Below are 17,247 nucleotides of genomic sequence, written 5' to 3' on the forward strand. Positions count from 1 at the left end.
AATACCTTGAATTAGTTGTGCGGCGTGGCTGGGGTGGCGTTGGCTGCGGTCAGGGTTTGCCCCTGGAAGCCGCCGCCCAGCGCTTGCATCAGTTGAATCGACAGGTCGATCTGCTCGGCATTCAGGTTGGCCAGCTGACGCTGGGCCTGCAGCAATTGCTGCTCGATGCTGAGCACGTCCAGGTAGTTGCCGATGCCGGAACCGTAACGCTGGACGACGGTGTTGTAAGAGTCCTGGGCAATCTCGGTCGCGTGCTGCTGGGCGCCGATCTGCCGGCCGATATCACGCAACTGGTTGATCGTGTCGCTGACATCGCCCAAGGCTTTCACCAGGTTTTTGTTGTACTGCGCCACGGCGAGGTCGTAGTCGGCGTCGCGGGCATCGAGGTTGGCGCGCAGGCGTCCGCCATCGAAGATCGGCACCGAAATCGTCGGGGCAATGTTGAAGAAGCGACTGGCGGAACCGAACATCGCGTCCCCCAACAAGGATTCGGCACCGGCGGAAGCCGACAGGTTCAAGTTGGGATAGAAGCGGGTCTTGGCTGAGTCGATGTCCTTGCTCGCCGCCTCGACACGCCAGCGCGCGGCAACCAGATCCGGGCGACGGCCCAGCAGTTCGGCCGGCAGCACCGATGGCAGCGCGACGGCGCTGGCTTGCAGGACTTTCGGCCGGGCGATTTCGCTGGCGCGATCCGGGCCTTTGCCGAGCAGTACCGCCAAAGCGATTTTTGCGCTGTTCAGGCGCTTTTCGGCGTCGATCAGGCTGGCTTCGGAGCTGGCTTCCAAACTTTGGGTCTGCTGGAACTGGTACTGACTGTCGATCCCGGAGCTCAAACGACGCTGACTCAGGTCGAGCATCTGCTTGGTGCGCTTGAGGTCTTCGTTGGCCAGGTCATAAACGATATGCGCCTGACCCAGATCGCTGTAGGCCCGGGCCACGTCGGCAGCCAGGGTCAACTGCGCGGCCTGACGGTCGACTTCGGCGGCACGGGCCTGACCGAGTGCGGCTTCCCAGGCATCGCGCTGACCGCCCCACAGGTCGAAGTTGTAATTGAAGCCGGCGCTGATGTTGCGCGTGGTGGCGTAGGCATCGCCCTGCCCTCGCGGGTCCTGATCCTTGGCCAGACGCGAACGGCTGATGCCTGCGCTGGCGTCGAGGGTCGGATAGCGCTCGGCATCAGCGGCATACGCGGCGGCGCTGGCCTGATGGGCACGGGCGTCGGCGATCTGCATGTCCGGGCTGTCTTTCAGGGCCTCGCGGATCAGACCGTCGAGCTGCGGATCGCCGAGGCTGGTCCACCAGTCGCTTTTCGGCCACGCGGCCGGCGACAGTGTCACGCCATTGAGGGATTGGCCGACCTTAAGGTCTTTCGCATCAAGGTTTTTGCCATGGGTATCGAGGCCGCTGTAGTTGGCGCAACCGGCGAGGATCATCGCCGACAGCACCAGTGTCAGGCTGCTGCGCAAGGTTTTACCGCTCATTGTGTTCACCTAGCCGCTGGATGGTGATCGGGTCACCGGCCGCCAGCAAAATTTTCTTGAGGATGTATTCCAGGGTTTTCAACTCATCCGGAGTAATCGCGCCGGCCAGCTCATTCATGGCGTCGGCACCGATGTGCGGCAGACGATCGGCCAGCGCCTGACCTTGCCCGGTGAGCTTCAACTGCACCTGACGACGATCGCCTTCGCTGCGCTGGCGGATCAGGAAGTCTTTCTGCTCCAGACGGTCGAGCATGCGGGTCATCGAACCGCTGTCCAGCGACAGGTGCCGACACAGCTCGGCCGGGGTGTCGACGCCGTACTGGGCCATGATGATCAACACCTTGAACTGCGCGGCAGTGATGCCGTGGGGTTCCATGTGGGTGTCGATGATCCTGTCCTTGAGCAAGGCTGCACGGCCGAGCAACAGGCCGAGGTGACAATGCTTGAATTCATCCGGGGTGAAATGCTTCATGTACGCACCTAATAACTGCCTAGGCAGTGAATGTATGTCGAGATGTTACTGCCTAGGCAGCGAATGTCAACGCAATAGTTAGGCTGCTTTGTAATTAGGCGATAACTGACCGCACGAGATCGTTCCCACGCTCTGCGTGGGCATGCAGCCCGGGACGCTACGCGTCCCATTCAACAGCGGACGCGGAGCGTCCATTGAGGCATTCCCACGCGGAGCGTGGGAACGATCAGGTGTTTGGGCGTGGGGACGATCAGGCAATCCGGCGATGGAAAAAGCGGGCTAGAAATCCCGCTTGTAGAAGATGTCCAGCGAACTGGCCACGCCGCTGGCGGCTTCGAGGTAGACCTTCTTGCTCAGTTTGTAACGCAAGGCAATGGTATTGGCCGGTTCGAACACACCGACGCCATAACGCAAACTGAGCTTCTCCGAGATATTGCCGCTGGCCACCACGCTGGTGGTGTTGCCGCTGCCCTGGGTGTCGAGTTGGAAGTCCTGAATGCCCAGATCACTGGCCAGACTGCTGGTGACCCCGGAACTGCCCATCAGACCCAGACCGAGCGCCGCCTGCGCGAGCATGTTGTTGTCCTCGCCGGTGGTGCTCAGCGGACGCCCCAGCACCAGATAGGACAGCGCCTGCTCCTGGCTCATCGCCGGTTCGGAAAAAATCTGCGTAGTCGGCTGCTCGGCGCTGCCGCTCAGTCGAATACCGGCGATCACGTCGTCAGTCTGGCGAATCGCTTCGATGTCCAGATACGGCTGATCGATCGGCCCGGCAAACAGCAGACGCGCGCGACGCACCGTCAGGCGCTGACCATAGGCGCGGTAGCGACCGTCGTTGAGCCACAGTTCGCCACGGGTGTCCATGTTGTCGCCGATGTGCACGTGACCTTGCAGGTTGGCGGTCAGGCCGAACCCGGCGAAGCTCAGTTTGTCCTCGCCGACCACCACGTCGATGTCCATCTTCATGGCCATCGGTGGTTTGCCCTCTTCGGTCTGCGCGCCGACGATGATCGTGTCATCGCTGACTTTCACCGTCGATGGCGGCAGCTCGCGCACGGTGATTTCGCCTCGGGGCACCAGCACCTTGCCGGCAATCGCCAGTTCATCGCCGGCCATGGAAATCTTCAGGTCCGGCGCCATTTCAAGCTTGGCGTAGGGCTCGACGGTCACCGGCAGTTGCGTACCCTTGAGCGCCAGATCCACCATCAGCGCCTGACCCCAGGCGATGTTGCCGCTCAGACTGCCCTGCCCGCTCTTGCCGCTTTTCCAGCTGCCGTTCAGTTGCACGGATTCTCCCGCGATCACGGCCTGCAGTTGCAACGCTTGCAGTTCGATCGGCAGCTCCGGCCCGGACACTTCGCCGTCGCTGAGTTGCACGGTGCCGTTGACCAGCGGCGCGAGCAGCCCGCCGGAAATCGTGCCGCTGCCATTGAGGCGCCCGGTAAGTTTTTCGACCATTGGCACAAACGGCCGCGCCACCGACAGGTCCAGCCCGCTGAGACGGAATGAACCGCTGAGTGGCTTGTTCTTCGGCAGCGGATTGATCTGCGCCTGCACCATCAACTCACCGAGTTTGCCACCGACGAAATTGAGGTCAGTGTCAATGCGTTTGGGCGTGAGTTTGCTGGTCAGCTTGAGGGTCTGGTACGGGAAGTCGACCCACTGATCCTTTTCCTTCATGCGCAAAGTGCCACCGCTGGCATCCACGCTGATCTGGCCGTTCGGGCCGCTGGCCGGCAGGTCCAGTTGCAGGTCGGCATTGAGCTTGCCCTGCCAGGCGAAATCCTTCGGCAACCATTGCGCGAGGCTTTCGATCGGAAACTGCTTGAGGTGGTAACGCAGCTTCGGCTCCGGCATCAACCGCTGATCTTCGCCACACAGGCTGGCATTGCCGGACATCCAGCAATGGGCGCCGAAGTTGATCTTGCCGTCGGCCAGACGTTCGAGTTTCGCCGGGTTTTGCAGCTTCCAGTCCTGACCGCCGGCCTGGATATCGCCGCTGGCCAGACGCCCGCGCCAGTTGCCTTTGTCCAGGTTGCCGTCCAGCCCCAGCGCGAGTTTCAGCCTCGGCCCGAGCAGGTCGAGGTTGAGCTTCTGATTTTTGATATCGCCCTGAGCGCTGACGGTCAACACACCCAGGTTCGTGTCGCCAGCCTGGATGCCGCTACCCTTCAGATCGATTTTCGCCCGCTGCGCGCTGTCGAGGGTGGCATCGAGGTTGAGGCTTTGCAGGCGGTTGTCCTGGAACACCAGTTGCGAGCCTTGCAGGTCGAGCTTGCCTTGCGGTGCTTTCAGCGTACCGGCGACATCGACTCGACCGTTGATCTGCCCGCGCAACTGCGGCCAGAGCTGGGCCAGACGCGGCAGCTTGATATCGATCTGCCCGGCAAGCTTCTGTTGCAGGCTGCCCTTGCCGTTGATGCTGTTGTCGCCGAGACGGATTTGCAGAGCATTCAGATTCCACTGCTCGCCGGCGCCGTCGGCCTTGGCTTGCAGGATCGCCGGCTGGCCGCGCAGTTTGCCTTTCAGATCGAGGTCGGCATTCAGGCTCAGGCGCTCGTTCTTCATTTCGCCTTTGCTCTTCAATGGGCCGGCCAGCGTGCCCGGCAATTCCGCGACCCAATACGCCGGGTTGAGCGCCGACAGTTCCAGCGCGGTGTCCCAGGCGATGCCATCGGCGAACTGCACGTTCACATGGCCTTCGGCCTTGCCCTGCCCGGCTTCGAGTTTCAGCTGTGGCAGGAAGATCTGCTTGAGATTGCCGCTGAACGGACTGCTCAGGGTGAACGCCCCCGCCGGCCCATCTGCAGCGGCGGCAAAGTTACCAATGTATTGACCGTCGGTGTAGGAGACTTCGCCGGTGAAGGTACGCAACGTGATCTGCGGCTCGTCGATCTCCGGATAGAGCCGGTGCCACGGAAAATCCAGCCAGTTGATATTGGCCTGGGCACTGAGGCCTTTGCTCCAGTCGACATTGCCGGTGAGCTTGAGGCTTTGTTTGTCGCTGGCCGTCAGATCGAGGCCGGCGATCTGCGCGCCGTTGGCGTCGACCTTGCCTTTGAGCAGCAACGCCACCGGACCTTTCTCGGCAGGCAGCGTCGCATTGCCGAGCAATTGGTAACCGTTTTTCAGGTCGCCTTCGCCGGTCAATACCAGTTGATTGAATTGCAGGGTGTCCGGCAGATCGGCGCTCGGCTTGAACGCCTCCGAGGTGATCCGCACTTTGGCCGGCAGGTTTTCCACCAGCGGTTGCAGCTCGCCGCTCAACTGGCCGTCGAGGTAGCCACGGCTGTCGGCGTGCAGGTTGAGGGTTTTCAGCAGGTCGCCGTCGATTTTCAGCGCCAGCGTCCACGGCTCGGGAGCCGGCGACGGCAAGGTCAGATCACCGGCGATGTTCAGCGGCCAGTTGCCGGTCGGTTGCAACAGACCGGACAGATTCAGGCTCAAGTCGTCACGCTGCAGTTTCACGCTGTCGATCTGCAGGCCTTTGGCGGTCCAGTGCGCCGCCAGTTGCAGGCCTTTGAGCTCTTCACTGCCGTTGAACAGCAGACTGCCGACCTGCACGTCGCCCAACTCGATGGCCACGGGCAATTGCAGATCAGGAAGTTTGATCGGACCGCTTTCGGTGACTTCTTCGCTCGGCGGAAATTGCAGGCTGACGGTATCGGCCTTGAGCTGTTCGATGCATAGCGTCATGCGCGTCAGGCACAGCGGCGACCATTCGAAGATCGGCTTGTCCAGTTCGACGCGGCTGGTGTCCTGCTGCCACAACAGGTGATCGGCGCTCCACTGCCCGCCGAGGCGACCCTGGAAATTGTCGACGCTCAAGCCCGGAACCAGTCCCAACACCCAACGGCTGCCGGCCTGCGTTCCGAGCACAACGGCAATACTCAATACCATCAGCAACACCAGCGACAACAGCGCCAGCGCCGACATTTTCAAACCACGCTTCACAGCTCAGGCCCCATGGAAAAGTGCAGCCGGATGCCGCCATCGTCGTCCAGCGCGTGGGCCAGGTCGAGGCGGATCGGCCCCACCGGCGAGACCCAGCGCACACCGATACCGACCCCGGTCTTGAGGTTCGGCAGTTCGAGTTTGTTGAAGGAGTTGCCCTGATCGACGAAGGTCGCCACGCGCCACTTCTCGGCAATCGAGTATTGGTATTCGACGCTGCCGGCCACCATGTAGCGCCCGCCGATGCGGTCGCCTTCGGAGTTCTCCGGGGACAGGCTCTGATAGTCGTAACCGCGCACGCTCTGATCGCCACCGGCGAAGAAGCGCAGCGACGGCGGCACCGATTTATAGCCGTTGGTGGCGCTGCCGCCGACCTGCACCCGACCGAGCAAACGGTGCTTGTCGAACACGGTGGTCAAGCCTTTGACCAGCGCCGTGCCGTAAACCAGGTTGTTGTCCGAGCCGAGGCCTTCTTTTGCCACTTTGCTTTCGAAGGTCAGGCGATAGCCATTGTGCGGATCGATGCGGTTGTCGCTCTTGAGGTAGGAATAGCTGACGCCGGGCATCAGCAAGGTGCTCAGGCCGGAGTCGTCGCCGAGCTGGTATTCCTCGCGCTGCCATTTCAAAGAGATGACCCGCTGCCAGCCGCTCGGCAGTTTGCTGTGCCATTCCGGGCCGAAAGTCAGCAGCTTGCTCAGGGTGTCGGAGCCGTCGATGTCCTCGTATTGATAACCGCCGGCCCAGCGCAGCTTGTCGGTCAGCGGCGGGTCGAGCGGGATGTCGTAAAACAGGCCGACGTTCTGCCGTGGCGCGGACAGTTCGGCCTCCCAGCCATAACTGTCGCCCTGCGGATTGACCCAGTGACGGGTCCAGTTGGCCTTGATTCGCGGGCCGACGTCGGTGGAATAACCAAGACCCAGGCCCATGGTGCGCGGCTTGCGGGTATCGAGTTTGACGTCCACCGGGATCACGTCGTTTTTCGCGGCGGTCGGCGCGGCGTCAACCCGCACGCCTTCGAAGTAACCGCTCGATTGCAAGTCGCGGTTGAGTTCGGCGATCAGCTCGGAATCATACGGCTCGCCGGCCTTGAACGGCACCATGCGTTGCAGCAGGTCTTCATCGAACGGTGTGTCGCCTTCAAAACTGACTTTGCCCAGCGCATAACGCGGGCCGCTTTCGTAGATCAGTTCGACGTCGGCGACCCCGGCGCGGGGATCGACCATCAATTTCTGACTGGTGAAACGACCGCTGAAGAAGCCATAGCGCGAAGCCTGGTTCTGAATCAGGCGCTTGGCGTCTTCGTAACGCCCATGGTTGAGCACCGCGCCGGGCTTGAGCACGTCGCTTTTCGGGACTCGAAAGGATTTGAGGGAGGCCGCCGGGCCGTCGATGCGCACGGTCACGTTACGCAGGCGGATCGGCTCGCCGGGATCGATGTTCAGCACTAGTCGCGGTTTTTCGCCGCCCTTGACGTCACTTTCGATCTGCGGCTGGTAATAGCCCAAGGCCTGGGCGGCCTTGCGCGCCTGTTCTTCGGCGCCGCGACTGAAGCGCTGCAAGGCTTCTTCGTCACGATCGCCGAGGCTGCCGATATAGCCTTCTATATTGGCTTTCAGTTCATCGTTGGACGGTTTGATCCGCACATCCAATTCACTTTGCGCCAGCGCCGCGCAGCTGGTTAACAGCATGAGCACGCCACTGGTAAATCTTCCTGGAAACTTCATAGGCGCGGATGCTATCACGGGCTTGGGAGCGTGATAGAAGAGGAAATTTCCGAAAAAGTTCGATGGTTATCCCGTTGCAGTTTGTAACACCTGCGGGTTGGCATGGAAAAACACGTGCTCGCGCACCGGGCCGACAGCGACTTCGCCGATTTCTTCGTAACCCTGACGCTTGTAGAACTCCAGATATCGCGGGTTGCCGGTGTCGAGGATCACGCCTTGGGAGCTTTCGTCCACCGCGCACCAGTTGTGCACCGCTTGCAACAATTGTTCGCCGAAATGCTTGCCCTGAAATTGTGGGTGCACGCCGAGCAGCGGCAGCATGTGCACCGAGTCGGTCGGCACGCAGGCTTCGACAGCGGCGTGGTATTCCAGATAACGGCGGGTGCAGCGAAAACCGGTGCTCAGCACCATGCGCAGACGCCAGGCCCAACTCTCGGTGACGCCCAGACGCCGTTGCGGCGGCGCGATCAGGGCGATGCCGATCAAACGGTCGTTGACCAACAGGCCGATAGCCGGCAGATCCTGCAGGAAATGCTGTTTGACCAGTTCCCGCACCGTCGCGCGCACCCGCTGCTCGTAACCCGGACGTTCGGCCTCGAACAGATAAGCGAAAGTCGGCTCGTGGCGATACGCCTGATAAAGAAGGGATCGCGCTTCCCGGGAATAGCCGCGGTCGAGCATGTGGATGTCGGCGATGGCAGTTTGGGTTTCAGGCATGACGGTGATTCTCCCTGGACAGGACTCGACAGGCCCCGTTCTTGTTATACGAGCCTTGGGCTGAAGGGATCGTTCCCACACCCGAAAGACATTAGCAGCGCATATGGACTACCGCCACGCTGGCCCAGATCCTACATGTCAGCTAGCATCGCCCTTTTGCCAGGACTGCCGACCATGAAGATCGTTTCCTTCAACATCAACGGACTGCGGGCCCGCCCGCATCAGCTGGCGGCGCTGATCGAAAAGCATCAGCCGGACGTCATCGGCCTGCAGGAAACCAAGGTCCACGACGACCAGTTCCCGCTGGAAGAAGTGCGGGCCCTGGGTTATCACGTGTATTTCCACGGCCAGAAAAGCCATTACGGCGTTGCCCTGCTCTCGCGCCAGGAACCGATCGCCGTGCACAAAGGCTTCGCCACCGATGAAGAAGACGCGCAGCGACGCTTTATCTGGGGCACATTCGCCGACGCCAACGGCGTGCCGGTGACAATCATGAACGGCTATTTCCCACAGGGCGAAAGCCGCGACCACCCGACCAAGTTCCCGGCCAAGCAGCGCTTCTACAGCGATTTGCAGGCGTTGCTGGAAAGCCAGTTCCACAATGAACAACCGCTGGTGGTGATGGGCGACGTCAACATCTCGCCGGAAGACAGCGACATCGGCATCGGCCCGGACAACATGAAGCGCTGGCTGAAAACCGGCAAATGCAGTTTCCTGCCGGAAGAGCGCGAGTGGATGGCCCGCCTGAAAAACTGGGGCCTGACCGACAGCTTCCGTCACCTTAACCCGGACGTGACCGACATGTTCAGCTGGTTCGACTACCGCAGCCGTGGCTTTGAAGACGAGCCGAAGCGTGGTCTGCGCATCGATGTGATTCTGGCGTCCCACGGCTTGCTGCCACGGGTGAAAGCCGCCGGTGTCGACTATGAACTGCGCGCAATGGAAAAGCCTTCGGACCATGCGCCGATCTGGCTTGAATTGAGCTGAGATCCTGTGGGAGCGAGCTTGCTCGCGATAGCAGAGTGTCAGGCTGCAAAAGCTTGACTGGCACACGGCAATCGCGAGCAAGCTCGCTCCCACATTGATTCAGCTGTAATGTTTTGGTCATGCGCCTGACTTAATCTCCCCGGCAATCCCCTTGGCTGCATTCGGTGCCGGCATGACCCTGCGTGTTCTGTTCGTCTTTCTCCTCAGCGCCTGGCTGCAGGTTGCGGCGTTGCCCATTCCCGAGAACGGCCCGGTATTGCGCATCCAGGGTTCCAACACCATTGGCGCGGCGCTCGGCCCGGCGTTGGTGGAAGGCCTGCTGCAAGACCAGGGACTGCTGAAAGTCCACAGCGAAACGCCGGACACCGCCAACGAACAGCGAGTCGCCGGCTTGACGGCCCAAGGCCAAAGGGTCGTCGTGGAGATCGCCGCCCACGGCTCGAGCACCGGTTTCACTGCACTCAAGAACGCCAGCGCCGATCTGGCCGCCTCGTCACGCCCGATCAAGGACAGCGAACTGCTGAACCTGCAAGCCCGGGGCGATCTGAAAAGCCCTGACGCCGAGCAGGTCATCGCCATCGACGGCCTGGCGATCATCCTTCACCCCGCCAATCCGCTGAATCAATTGAACACTGAACAACTGGCGCGGATCTTCAGCGGCGAGGCGAAGACGTGGGACGACGTCGGCGGCAAGGGTGGGACGATTCATCTGTATGCGCGGGATGATCAGTCCGGTACCTACGACACGTTCAAGGAATTGGTTCTCAGCCGTCGTGGGAAATCCCTGAGCAATGCCGCGAAACGGTTTGAATCCAGCGAGCAGTTGTCCGACGCCGTCAGTGCCGACCCGCAGGCCATCGGTTTCATCGGCCTGCCCTACGTGCGTCAGGCCAAGGCCGTGGCGATTGTCGACGGGCAATCCCAGGCGATGCTGCCACTCGCCAGCCTGATCGCCACTGAAGACTATCCTCTGTCGCGGCGGCTGTTCTTCTATCTGCCACCCGACAGCAACAATCCCTGGGCCAAGGCCTTGGTGGAGTTTGCGCAGAGTCGTCGGGGTCAGGCAATTGTCGCGGCCAACGGTTTTATCGCCCAGACCGTGCAGGCCATCGCCGTCACGCCGAATGCGCTGATGCCCGAGGGTTATCAATCCCTCAGCCGCCACGCCCAGCGTCTGACGGTGAACTTCCGCTTCGAAGAAGGCAGCGCCAGCCTCGACAACAAGGCCCGCCAGGATCTGGCCCGGGTGTTCGACTATATAAAGCACCACGACAAGACTGACCGTGCGATAACACTGGTGGGATTCGGCGACGCCAAGGACGACCCGGCACGGGCGGATTTGCTGTCGAAGCTGCGGGCGATGGCGGTACGCCGGGAGCTGGTGAAAAACGGCGTGGTACTGCGCGAAGTGCGCGGGTTTGGCGCGCTGATGCCGGTGGCGACCAACAGCGGGGATGAAGGCCGGATCAAGAATCGGCGGGTTGAGGTGTGGGTTTACTGAGCGTCGAACCACTGATCGTTCCCCCGCTCTGCGTGGTAACGCAGCCATGGATGCTCCGCATCCACTGTGACGCGGAGCGTCACGTTATGCATTCCCACGCAGAGCGTGGGAACGATCACCGCGATCTCCTCGATCAGAGCTTTGCGTGGGAACGATCAGGGCTGAAGTGCTGGATCAGCGCTCGCTACGCAGCATTTCCTTCGGCACATACTTGCCGATCTCGAACTTGCCGATTGCCGCGCGGTGCACCTCGTCCGGGCCGTCGGCCAGGCGCAGGGTGCGTTGCATGGCGTACATGTAGGCCAGCGGGAAATCGTTCGAGACCCCTGCCCCGCCATGAATCTGGATCGCCCGGTCGATCACCCGCAACGCGACGTTCGGCGCAACGACCTTGATTTGCGCGATTTCGCTCTTGGCGACCTTGTTACCCACGGTGTCCATCATGTACGCCGCTTTCAGGGTCAGCAGACGTGCCATGTCGATTTCCATCCGCGAGTCGGCGATCTTGTCGACGTTACCGCCCAGACGCGCCAGCGGTTTGCCGAATGCAGTGCGACTCACCGAGCGTTTGCACATCAGTTCCAGTGCGCGCTCGGCCATGCCGATCGAACGCATGCAGTGGTGAATCCGGCCCGGGCCGAGGCGGCCTTGAGCGATTTCGAAACCGCGTCCTTCACCGAGCAGGACGTTTTCGTACGGCACCCGCACGTTGTCGAACAGCACTTCGGCGTGGCCGTGAGGCGCGTCGTCGTAACCGAACACCGGCAGCGGACGGACGATCTTCACGCCGGGGGTGTCGACCGGTACCAGAATCATCGAGTGCTGGGCGTGGCGCGGTGCATCGGGGTTGCTCAGGCCCATGAAGATCAGGATCTTGCAGCGCGGATCGCAGGCGCCGGAGGTCCACCATTTCTTGCCATTGATCACCCACTCGTCGCCATCGCGCACGGCGCGGGCGGCCATGTTGGTGGCATCGGAGGACGCGACGTCCGGCTCGGTCATGGCGAACGCCGAGCGGATCTCGCCGCGCAGCAGCGGTTCGAGCCAGCGTTGTTTCTGTTCTTCGTTGGCGTAACGCACCAGCACTTCCATATTGCCGGTGTCCGGCGCCGAGCAGTTGAACGGCTCGGGGCCCAACAGCGAACGGCCCATGATTTCCGCCAATGGCGCGTATTCGAGGTTGGTCAGGCCGGCGCCCAGTTCCGACTCAGGCAGAAACAAATTCCACAGCCCTTCGGCCTTGGCCTTGGCCTTGAGCTCTTCCATGATTGCGGTCGGCTGCCAGCGGTCGCCCTCGGCAACCTGCCGTTCAAACACGGCTTCGGCCGGGTAAACGTAAGTGTCCATGAACGCGGTCACGCGCTCACGCAGTTCCTGAACCTTGGGCGAATAAGCGAAATCCATGAGCAATTACCTTCTGTGGCAGAGGTTGTTTAGGTCATGCAATCGATGCTAGAACAGCGCTGATAATTTACCTAGCCTATTCTCGGCGTGTATAAACATTCATCACCGATATATGATTGGTTGATTTTCCTGGCCGCCCTGACCCGCGCCATCCACCTATAAAAAGAGAGCCGCGTAATGAATCTGAGCAAGGTCGACCTCAACCTTTTCATCGTCTTCGACGCGATCTACACCGAAGCCAACCTGACCCGCGCCGGGCAGATTGTCGGCATCACCCAGCCAGCAGTGTCCAACGCCCTGGCGCGGTTGCGCGAGACCTTCAACGACCCGCTCTTCGTACGCACGGCCCAGGGCATGGTGCCGACGCCCATGGCGCAAAACATCATCGGCCCGGTGCGCAACGCGCTGTCGCTGCTGCGGGTATCGGTTCAGGAAAGCCGCATCTTCAACCCTTCGCAAGCGGTCAAGACCTACCGCATCAGCATGACCGACCTGACCGAAGCGGTGATTCTGCCGCCGCTGTTCCAGCGCCTGCGCCGTCTGGCGCCCACGGTGATCATCGAAAGCTTCCTGTCCAAACGTCGGGAAACCACCAAGGAACTGGCCGCCGGGCGCCTCGATTTCGCCGTGGACGCGCCGCTCAACACCGACCCGCAGGTGCGCCACGTCAAGTTGATGGAAGACCGTTACGTCTGCGCGATGCGCAAGGGTCATCCGCTGGCGACCAAGGAAAAATTCACCCTCGACGATTACCTTTCGCTGACCCACATTCATATTTCCAGCCGTCGCAGTGGCCTGGGCCATGTCGATCTGGCGCTGGGCAAGATGGGCATCCAGCGCAAGATCGCCCTGCGCTCGCAGCACTATCTGATGGCGTCCCAGGTGTTGCAGCAGACCGACATGGTGATGACCGTGCCGGAGCGTTTCGCACGTCGTCATGACCTGCATGCGTTTAATCTGCCGGTCAACGATGTGCCGCCGGTGGAAACTCATTTGTACTGGCACGAAAGCACCGACCAGGACCCGGCCAACCGCTGGATGCGCGAGCAGATGATCGAGCTGTGCCAGCAAGTGACGGCGCACGAGAAGAAGCTCGACAAGCTGCAGGCGCCCGCCACTTGACGTAAACGTCAACCTGCCATTAGCTTAGCGCCAAGACCTTATTTCGAGCGCTTTCATGAGCAGCCAGACCTACAGCATTTCCGACCTCGCCCGCGAGCTGGACATCACCACCCGGGCGATCCGCTTCTATGAAGAACAAGGCCTGCTCAGCCCCGAGCGCCGAGGCCAGGAACGCATCTATTCGCCGCGCGACAAGGTCAGCCTGAAACTGATCCTGCGGGGCAAGCGCATCGGTTTTTCCCTGGCCGAATGCCGCGAGCTGATCGAGCTCTACGACCCTTCCAGCGGTAACACCAAACAACTCAACAGCATGCTGGCGAAAATCAGCGAGCGTCGGGAACAGCTTGAGCAGCAGCTGCTGGACATCGAACAGATGAAGCTGGAACTCGACACCGCCGAAGAACGCTGCGTGCAGGCGCTGGAGCAGACGCTCAAGAGTCAGCAAGTCGCGCAGTAACAGCCACACTTCATCTCCTGTGGAAGCGGGCTTGCTCGCGATGAGGCCGGAACATCCAGTATTGATGTTGACTGACCCAACGCCATCGCGAGCAGGCTCGCTCCCACAGGGTTCTCGATACAGTCAGATAATGAGCAGGTTCAGCCCATGTCCCTCCCCTCCAAAGTACGCCTGATCGAAGTCGGCCCCCGTGACGGTTTGCAGAACGAAGCCCAGCCCATCAGCGTCGCCGACAAGGTGCAACTGGTCGACGCGCTGAGCGCCGCCGGCCTTGGCTATATCGAAGTCGGCAGTTTCGTCTCGCCCAAGTGGGTGCCGCAGATGGCCGGCTCCGCCGAGGTGTTCGCGCAGATCCAGCGCAAACCCGGCGTGACCTACGGCGCACTGGCGCCGAACCTGCGTGGTTTTGAAGATGCGCTGGCGGCGGGGGTCAAGGAAGTCGCGGTATTCGCTGCAGCGTCCGAAGCGTTCTCGCAACGCAACATCAATTGCTCGATCAGCGAAAGTCTGGCGCGGTTCGCGCCGATCATGGAATCGGCGAAACAGCACGGCGTTACCGTGCGCGGTTACGTGTCTTGCGTGCTCGGCTGCCCTTATGAGGGCGAGGTCGCGCCGGAACAAGTGGCCATGGTGGCCCGCGAGCTGTACGCGATGGGCTGCTACGAAGTGTCGCTGGGTGACACCATCGGCACCGGTACCGCAGGCGCCACCCGCCGGCTGTTCGAAGTAGTGTCGAAGCAGGTGCCGCGAGAGAAACTCGCCGGCCACTTCCACGATACCTACGGCCAGGCCATGGCCAATATCTACGCCAGTCTGCTGGAAGGCATCGCGGTGTTCGACAGCTCGATCGCCGGCCTCGGCGGCTGCCCGTACGCCAAGGGCGCCAGCGGCAACGTTGCCACCGAAGACGTGGTGTATCTGCTCAACGGCCTGGGCATCGAGACCGGTATCGACCTCGACGCCTTGATTGCCGCCGGCCAACAGATCAGTGCCGTGCTGGGTCGCCCTACCGGTTCGCGCGTAGCCAAGGCCCGTAGCGCACAGTGAGGGCGAAGGTGTTACCGCTGCGTCCGAAACGTGGGCATAGGCGAGTAACACGGAAACAAATTGTCTGGTTTTGCCTGAAGGAGAAATCCTTCAAAAAATTCAACTCCTTGATTTATAAGGTTTTTTAAAAGTTGGCACGGCTTCTGCTATCTCTATGGCATAACAAGAATAAAAAGCAGCAAACCAATAAAAATAAGACGTACCGACTCTGACATAACAAAAACAACACGGCAGAGACGCAGCTAACAGATTTTTTTGGAGAAGGTGTGCTTTTCAGGGTGTTCCTCGGAATGACCCGCAACCGGGCAGAGAACAATAAAACTACCTTAAGGTAGCTCCCGAATCGGTTGGATCGCCTGGCGAGAAAGCAGATCAGCGCTCAAAAAAATACGTTTGCTCTTGACCCCGGATGGGGGTCGCCAAAAACAGCGGTAAAGGGCCACGGTTGCCAAAAACAACAACAGACCGCCCCTCAATAATAAAAAAGAGCACGCGACGACAAAATTAAAGGGGAGCTTCGGCTCCCCTTTGTGCTTTCCACGATTCCTGTTTTCACCGCCGCCCCCTTGTGGGAGCGGGCTTGCTCGCTCCCACATTCGATCTTCGTCAGGCCTGCTTTTCTCGCAACTCCTCGATACTGATCTCGCGCATCCGGAATTTCTGGATCTTGCCTGTTACCGTCATCGGAAACTCCTCCACAAACTTGAAGTAACGCGGCGTCTTGAAGTGGGCGATGCGTTCCTTGCACCACGCTTGCAGCTCTTGTTCGGTGGCGCTGTGGCCGGGATGGAATTTGATCCAGGCGACGATTTCCTCACCGTAACGCGAGCAGGGAATGCCGATCACCTGCACGTCCGCCACCGCCGGGTGGGTGAAGAAGAACTCTTCCAGTTCACGCGGGTAAATGTTTTCGCCACCACGGATGATCATGTCCTTGTTACGACCGGCGATGCACACGTAACCCTCGTCGTTCATGCTCGCCAGATCGCCGGTGTGCATCCAGCCCGCCGCGTCGATGGCTTCGGCAGTCGCCTGCGGATTGTTCCAATAGCCGAGCATCACGCTGTAGCCACGGGTGCACAGTTCGCCGATCGTGCCGCGTGGTACCGGGTTGCCGGCCTCGTCGATGATTTTGCTTTCGAGTTGCGGCTGGGTGCGGCCGACGGTGGTGACGCGCAGTTCCAGTTCATCGGATGGGCCGGTTTGCAGCGAGACCGGGCTGGTTTCGGTCATGCCGTAGGCGATCTGCACTTCGCTCATGTGCATTTCGCTGATGACCCTGCGCATCACCTCGATCGGGCACGTGGCGCCGGCCATGATTCCGGTGCGCAGGGTCGACAGGTCGAACTCGGCGCGTTGCGGCTGATCGAGCATGGCGATGAACATGGTGGGTACGCCGTACAGCGCGGTGGCTTTTTCTTCGGCGACGGTGCTCAGGGTCAGCAGCGGATCGAAGGCGTCGTTGGGATAAATCATGGTGCTGCCGTGGGTGATGCAGCCGAGGTTGCCCATGACCATGCCGAAGCAGTGATACAGCGGCACCGGGATCACCAGGCGATCAACAGCGGTCAGGCCAAGGCTTTCGCCGACCATGTAACCGTTGTTGAGGATGTTGTAGTGACTGAGGGTCGCGCCCTTGGGGAAACCGGTGGTGCCGGAGGTGTACTGAATATTGACGGGCTGATCGAAGTGCAGGCTGTCGCTGCGTTCACGCAATTGTTGCGCAGTGACACTGGCGGCCAGATCTGCCAGTTGCGACCACGGAAGAAAACCCGAAGGCGGCTGTGGGTCGAGGCTGATCAGACCGCGCAGTTCCGGCAGCCGCTCACTGTGCAGCTCGCCGATGGATTGCTCGGCCAGTTCCGGCAGCAAGCCTTGCAACATGCCGTGATAGTTGGAGCTCTTGAACGCCCCGGCGCAGACCAGCCATTGGCAACCGGATTGCTTGAGCACGTATTCGAGTTCAGAGCTGCGGTAGGCCGGGTTGATGTTGACCAGGATCACACCGAGCTTCGCGGTGGCGAACTGTGTGATGCACCACTGCGCGCAGTTCGGCGCCCAGATGCCGAGCCGGTCACCGGCTTGCAAACCCAACGCCAGCAGGGCTCTGGCGTGAACATCCACCGCGTCGGCCAGTTGCCGCCAGGTGTAACGCAGCTGCTGATGGCGCACCACCAGCGCCTCGCCGTCCGGGTACTGCGCGACGGTTTCGTCGAACTTCTGCCCGATGGTCATCGCCAGCAAGGCTTTATCCTGGGAACCGCGGGTGTAGCTGCGCTGCGGGTTTGCACTGGGTTGATCCATGACGACCCCTATTGTCTTTATTAGTGGGTGTTGGAACGGAGCTACAGCAGCTCCGACCATTCAGAACTGGCTCTACT

General features: G+C 60.9%; 12 protein-coding genes. 5 read left to right on the forward strand and 7 right to left on the reverse strand.

All coding sequences use genetic code 11. The annotated features are described in order from the left end of the window. Positions 1-11: 11 nt before the first annotated feature. From CAF73_RS16355 to CAF73_RS16375, 5 genes are all read right to left on the reverse strand, one after another. Complete coding sequence (locus CAF73_RS16355; protein ID WP_085703253.1) at positions 12-1,481, reverse strand: efflux transporter outer membrane subunit; 1,470 nt, start codon at positions 1,479-1,481, stop codon at positions 12-14. Continuing rightward, on the reverse strand, positions 1,471-1,953 hold the full coding sequence (locus CAF73_RS16360; RefSeq protein ID WP_085699069.1) for a MarR family winged helix-turn-helix transcriptional regulator: 483 nt from the start codon (positions 1,951-1,953) through the stop codon (positions 1,471-1,473). The genes CAF73_RS16355 and CAF73_RS16360 overlap by 11 nt, the downstream gene beginning before the upstream one ends. A 279-nt stretch (positions 1,954-2,232) precedes the next feature. Beyond that, positions 2,233-5,907 carry a translocation/assembly module TamB domain-containing protein gene (locus CAF73_RS16365; protein WP_085703254.1) on the reverse strand — a complete coding sequence of 1,225 codons (3,675 nt, stop codon included), beginning with the start codon at positions 5,905-5,907 and terminating at the stop codon, positions 2,233-2,235. Further along, entirely contained in the window at positions 5,904-7,631 is a 1,728-nt protein-coding gene (locus tag CAF73_RS16370; protein ID WP_085699065.1) for an autotransporter assembly complex family protein, read from the reverse strand. Before CAF73_RS16370 ends, CAF73_RS16365 begins: the two co-directional genes overlap by 4 nt. Positions 7,632-7,697: 66 nt before the next feature. Further along, positions 7,698-8,348: an N-acetyltransferase gene (locus tag CAF73_RS16375; protein ID WP_007951503.1), complete on the reverse strand. Its 651-nt coding sequence runs from the start codon at positions 8,346-8,348 to the stop codon at positions 7,698-7,700. A 174-nt stretch (positions 8,349-8,522) separates the two neighbouring features. Between CAF73_RS16375 and xthA the strand changes: the two genes are divergently transcribed. Together xthA and CAF73_RS16385 are read left to right on the forward strand one after the other, a co-directional pair. After that, entirely contained in the window at positions 8,523-9,335 is an 813-nt protein-coding gene (xthA, locus tag CAF73_RS16380) for an exodeoxyribonuclease III (RefSeq protein ID WP_085703255.1), read from the forward strand. Between the two features lie 172 nt (positions 9,336-9,507). Next, entirely contained in the window at positions 9,508-10,836 is a 1,329-nt protein-coding gene (locus CAF73_RS16385; protein WP_085703312.1) for a substrate-binding domain-containing protein, read from the forward strand. Positions 10,837-11,010: 174 nt separating this feature from the next. On the opposite strand, the gene CAF73_RS16390 is transcribed toward CAF73_RS16385, so the two are convergent. Beyond that, a complete protein-coding gene (locus tag CAF73_RS16390; protein WP_041075051.1) occupies positions 11,011-12,240 on the reverse strand; it encodes an acyl-CoA dehydrogenase in 1,230 nt (409 codons plus the stop codon). Between the two features lie 177 nt (positions 12,241-12,417). Between CAF73_RS16390 and CAF73_RS16395 the strand changes: the two genes are divergently transcribed. From CAF73_RS16395 to CAF73_RS16405, 3 genes are all read left to right on the forward strand, one after another. Further along, positions 12,418-13,362: a LysR family transcriptional regulator gene (locus CAF73_RS16395; RefSeq protein ID WP_011334997.1), complete on the forward strand. Its 945-nt coding sequence runs from the start codon at positions 12,418-12,420 to the stop codon at positions 13,360-13,362. Positions 13,363-13,417: 55 nt separating this feature from the next. Next, positions 13,418-13,819 (forward strand): MerR family DNA-binding transcriptional regulator, encoded by a 402-nt coding sequence (locus CAF73_RS16400; protein WP_007951507.1) that lies wholly within the window; start codon positions 13,418-13,420, stop codon positions 13,817-13,819. Positions 13,820-13,966: 147 nt separating this feature from the next. Continuing rightward, positions 13,967-14,866, forward strand: a complete 900-nt coding sequence (locus CAF73_RS16405; RefSeq protein WP_085703256.1) for a hydroxymethylglutaryl-CoA lyase — start codon at positions 13,967-13,969, stop codon at positions 14,864-14,866. A 606-nt stretch (positions 14,867-15,472) separates the two neighbouring features. Here the strand turns inward: CAF73_RS16405 and CAF73_RS16410 are convergent. Beyond that, entirely contained in the window at positions 15,473-17,170 is a 1,698-nt protein-coding gene (locus tag CAF73_RS16410; protein WP_085703257.1) for an AMP-binding protein, read from the reverse strand. Between the last annotated feature and the right edge of the window lie 77 nt (positions 17,171-17,247).

The organism is Pseudomonas sp. B15(2017), assembly GCF_002113215.1.
Classification (GTDB): domain Bacteria; phylum Pseudomonadota; class Gammaproteobacteria; order Pseudomonadales; family Pseudomonadaceae; genus Aquipseudomonas.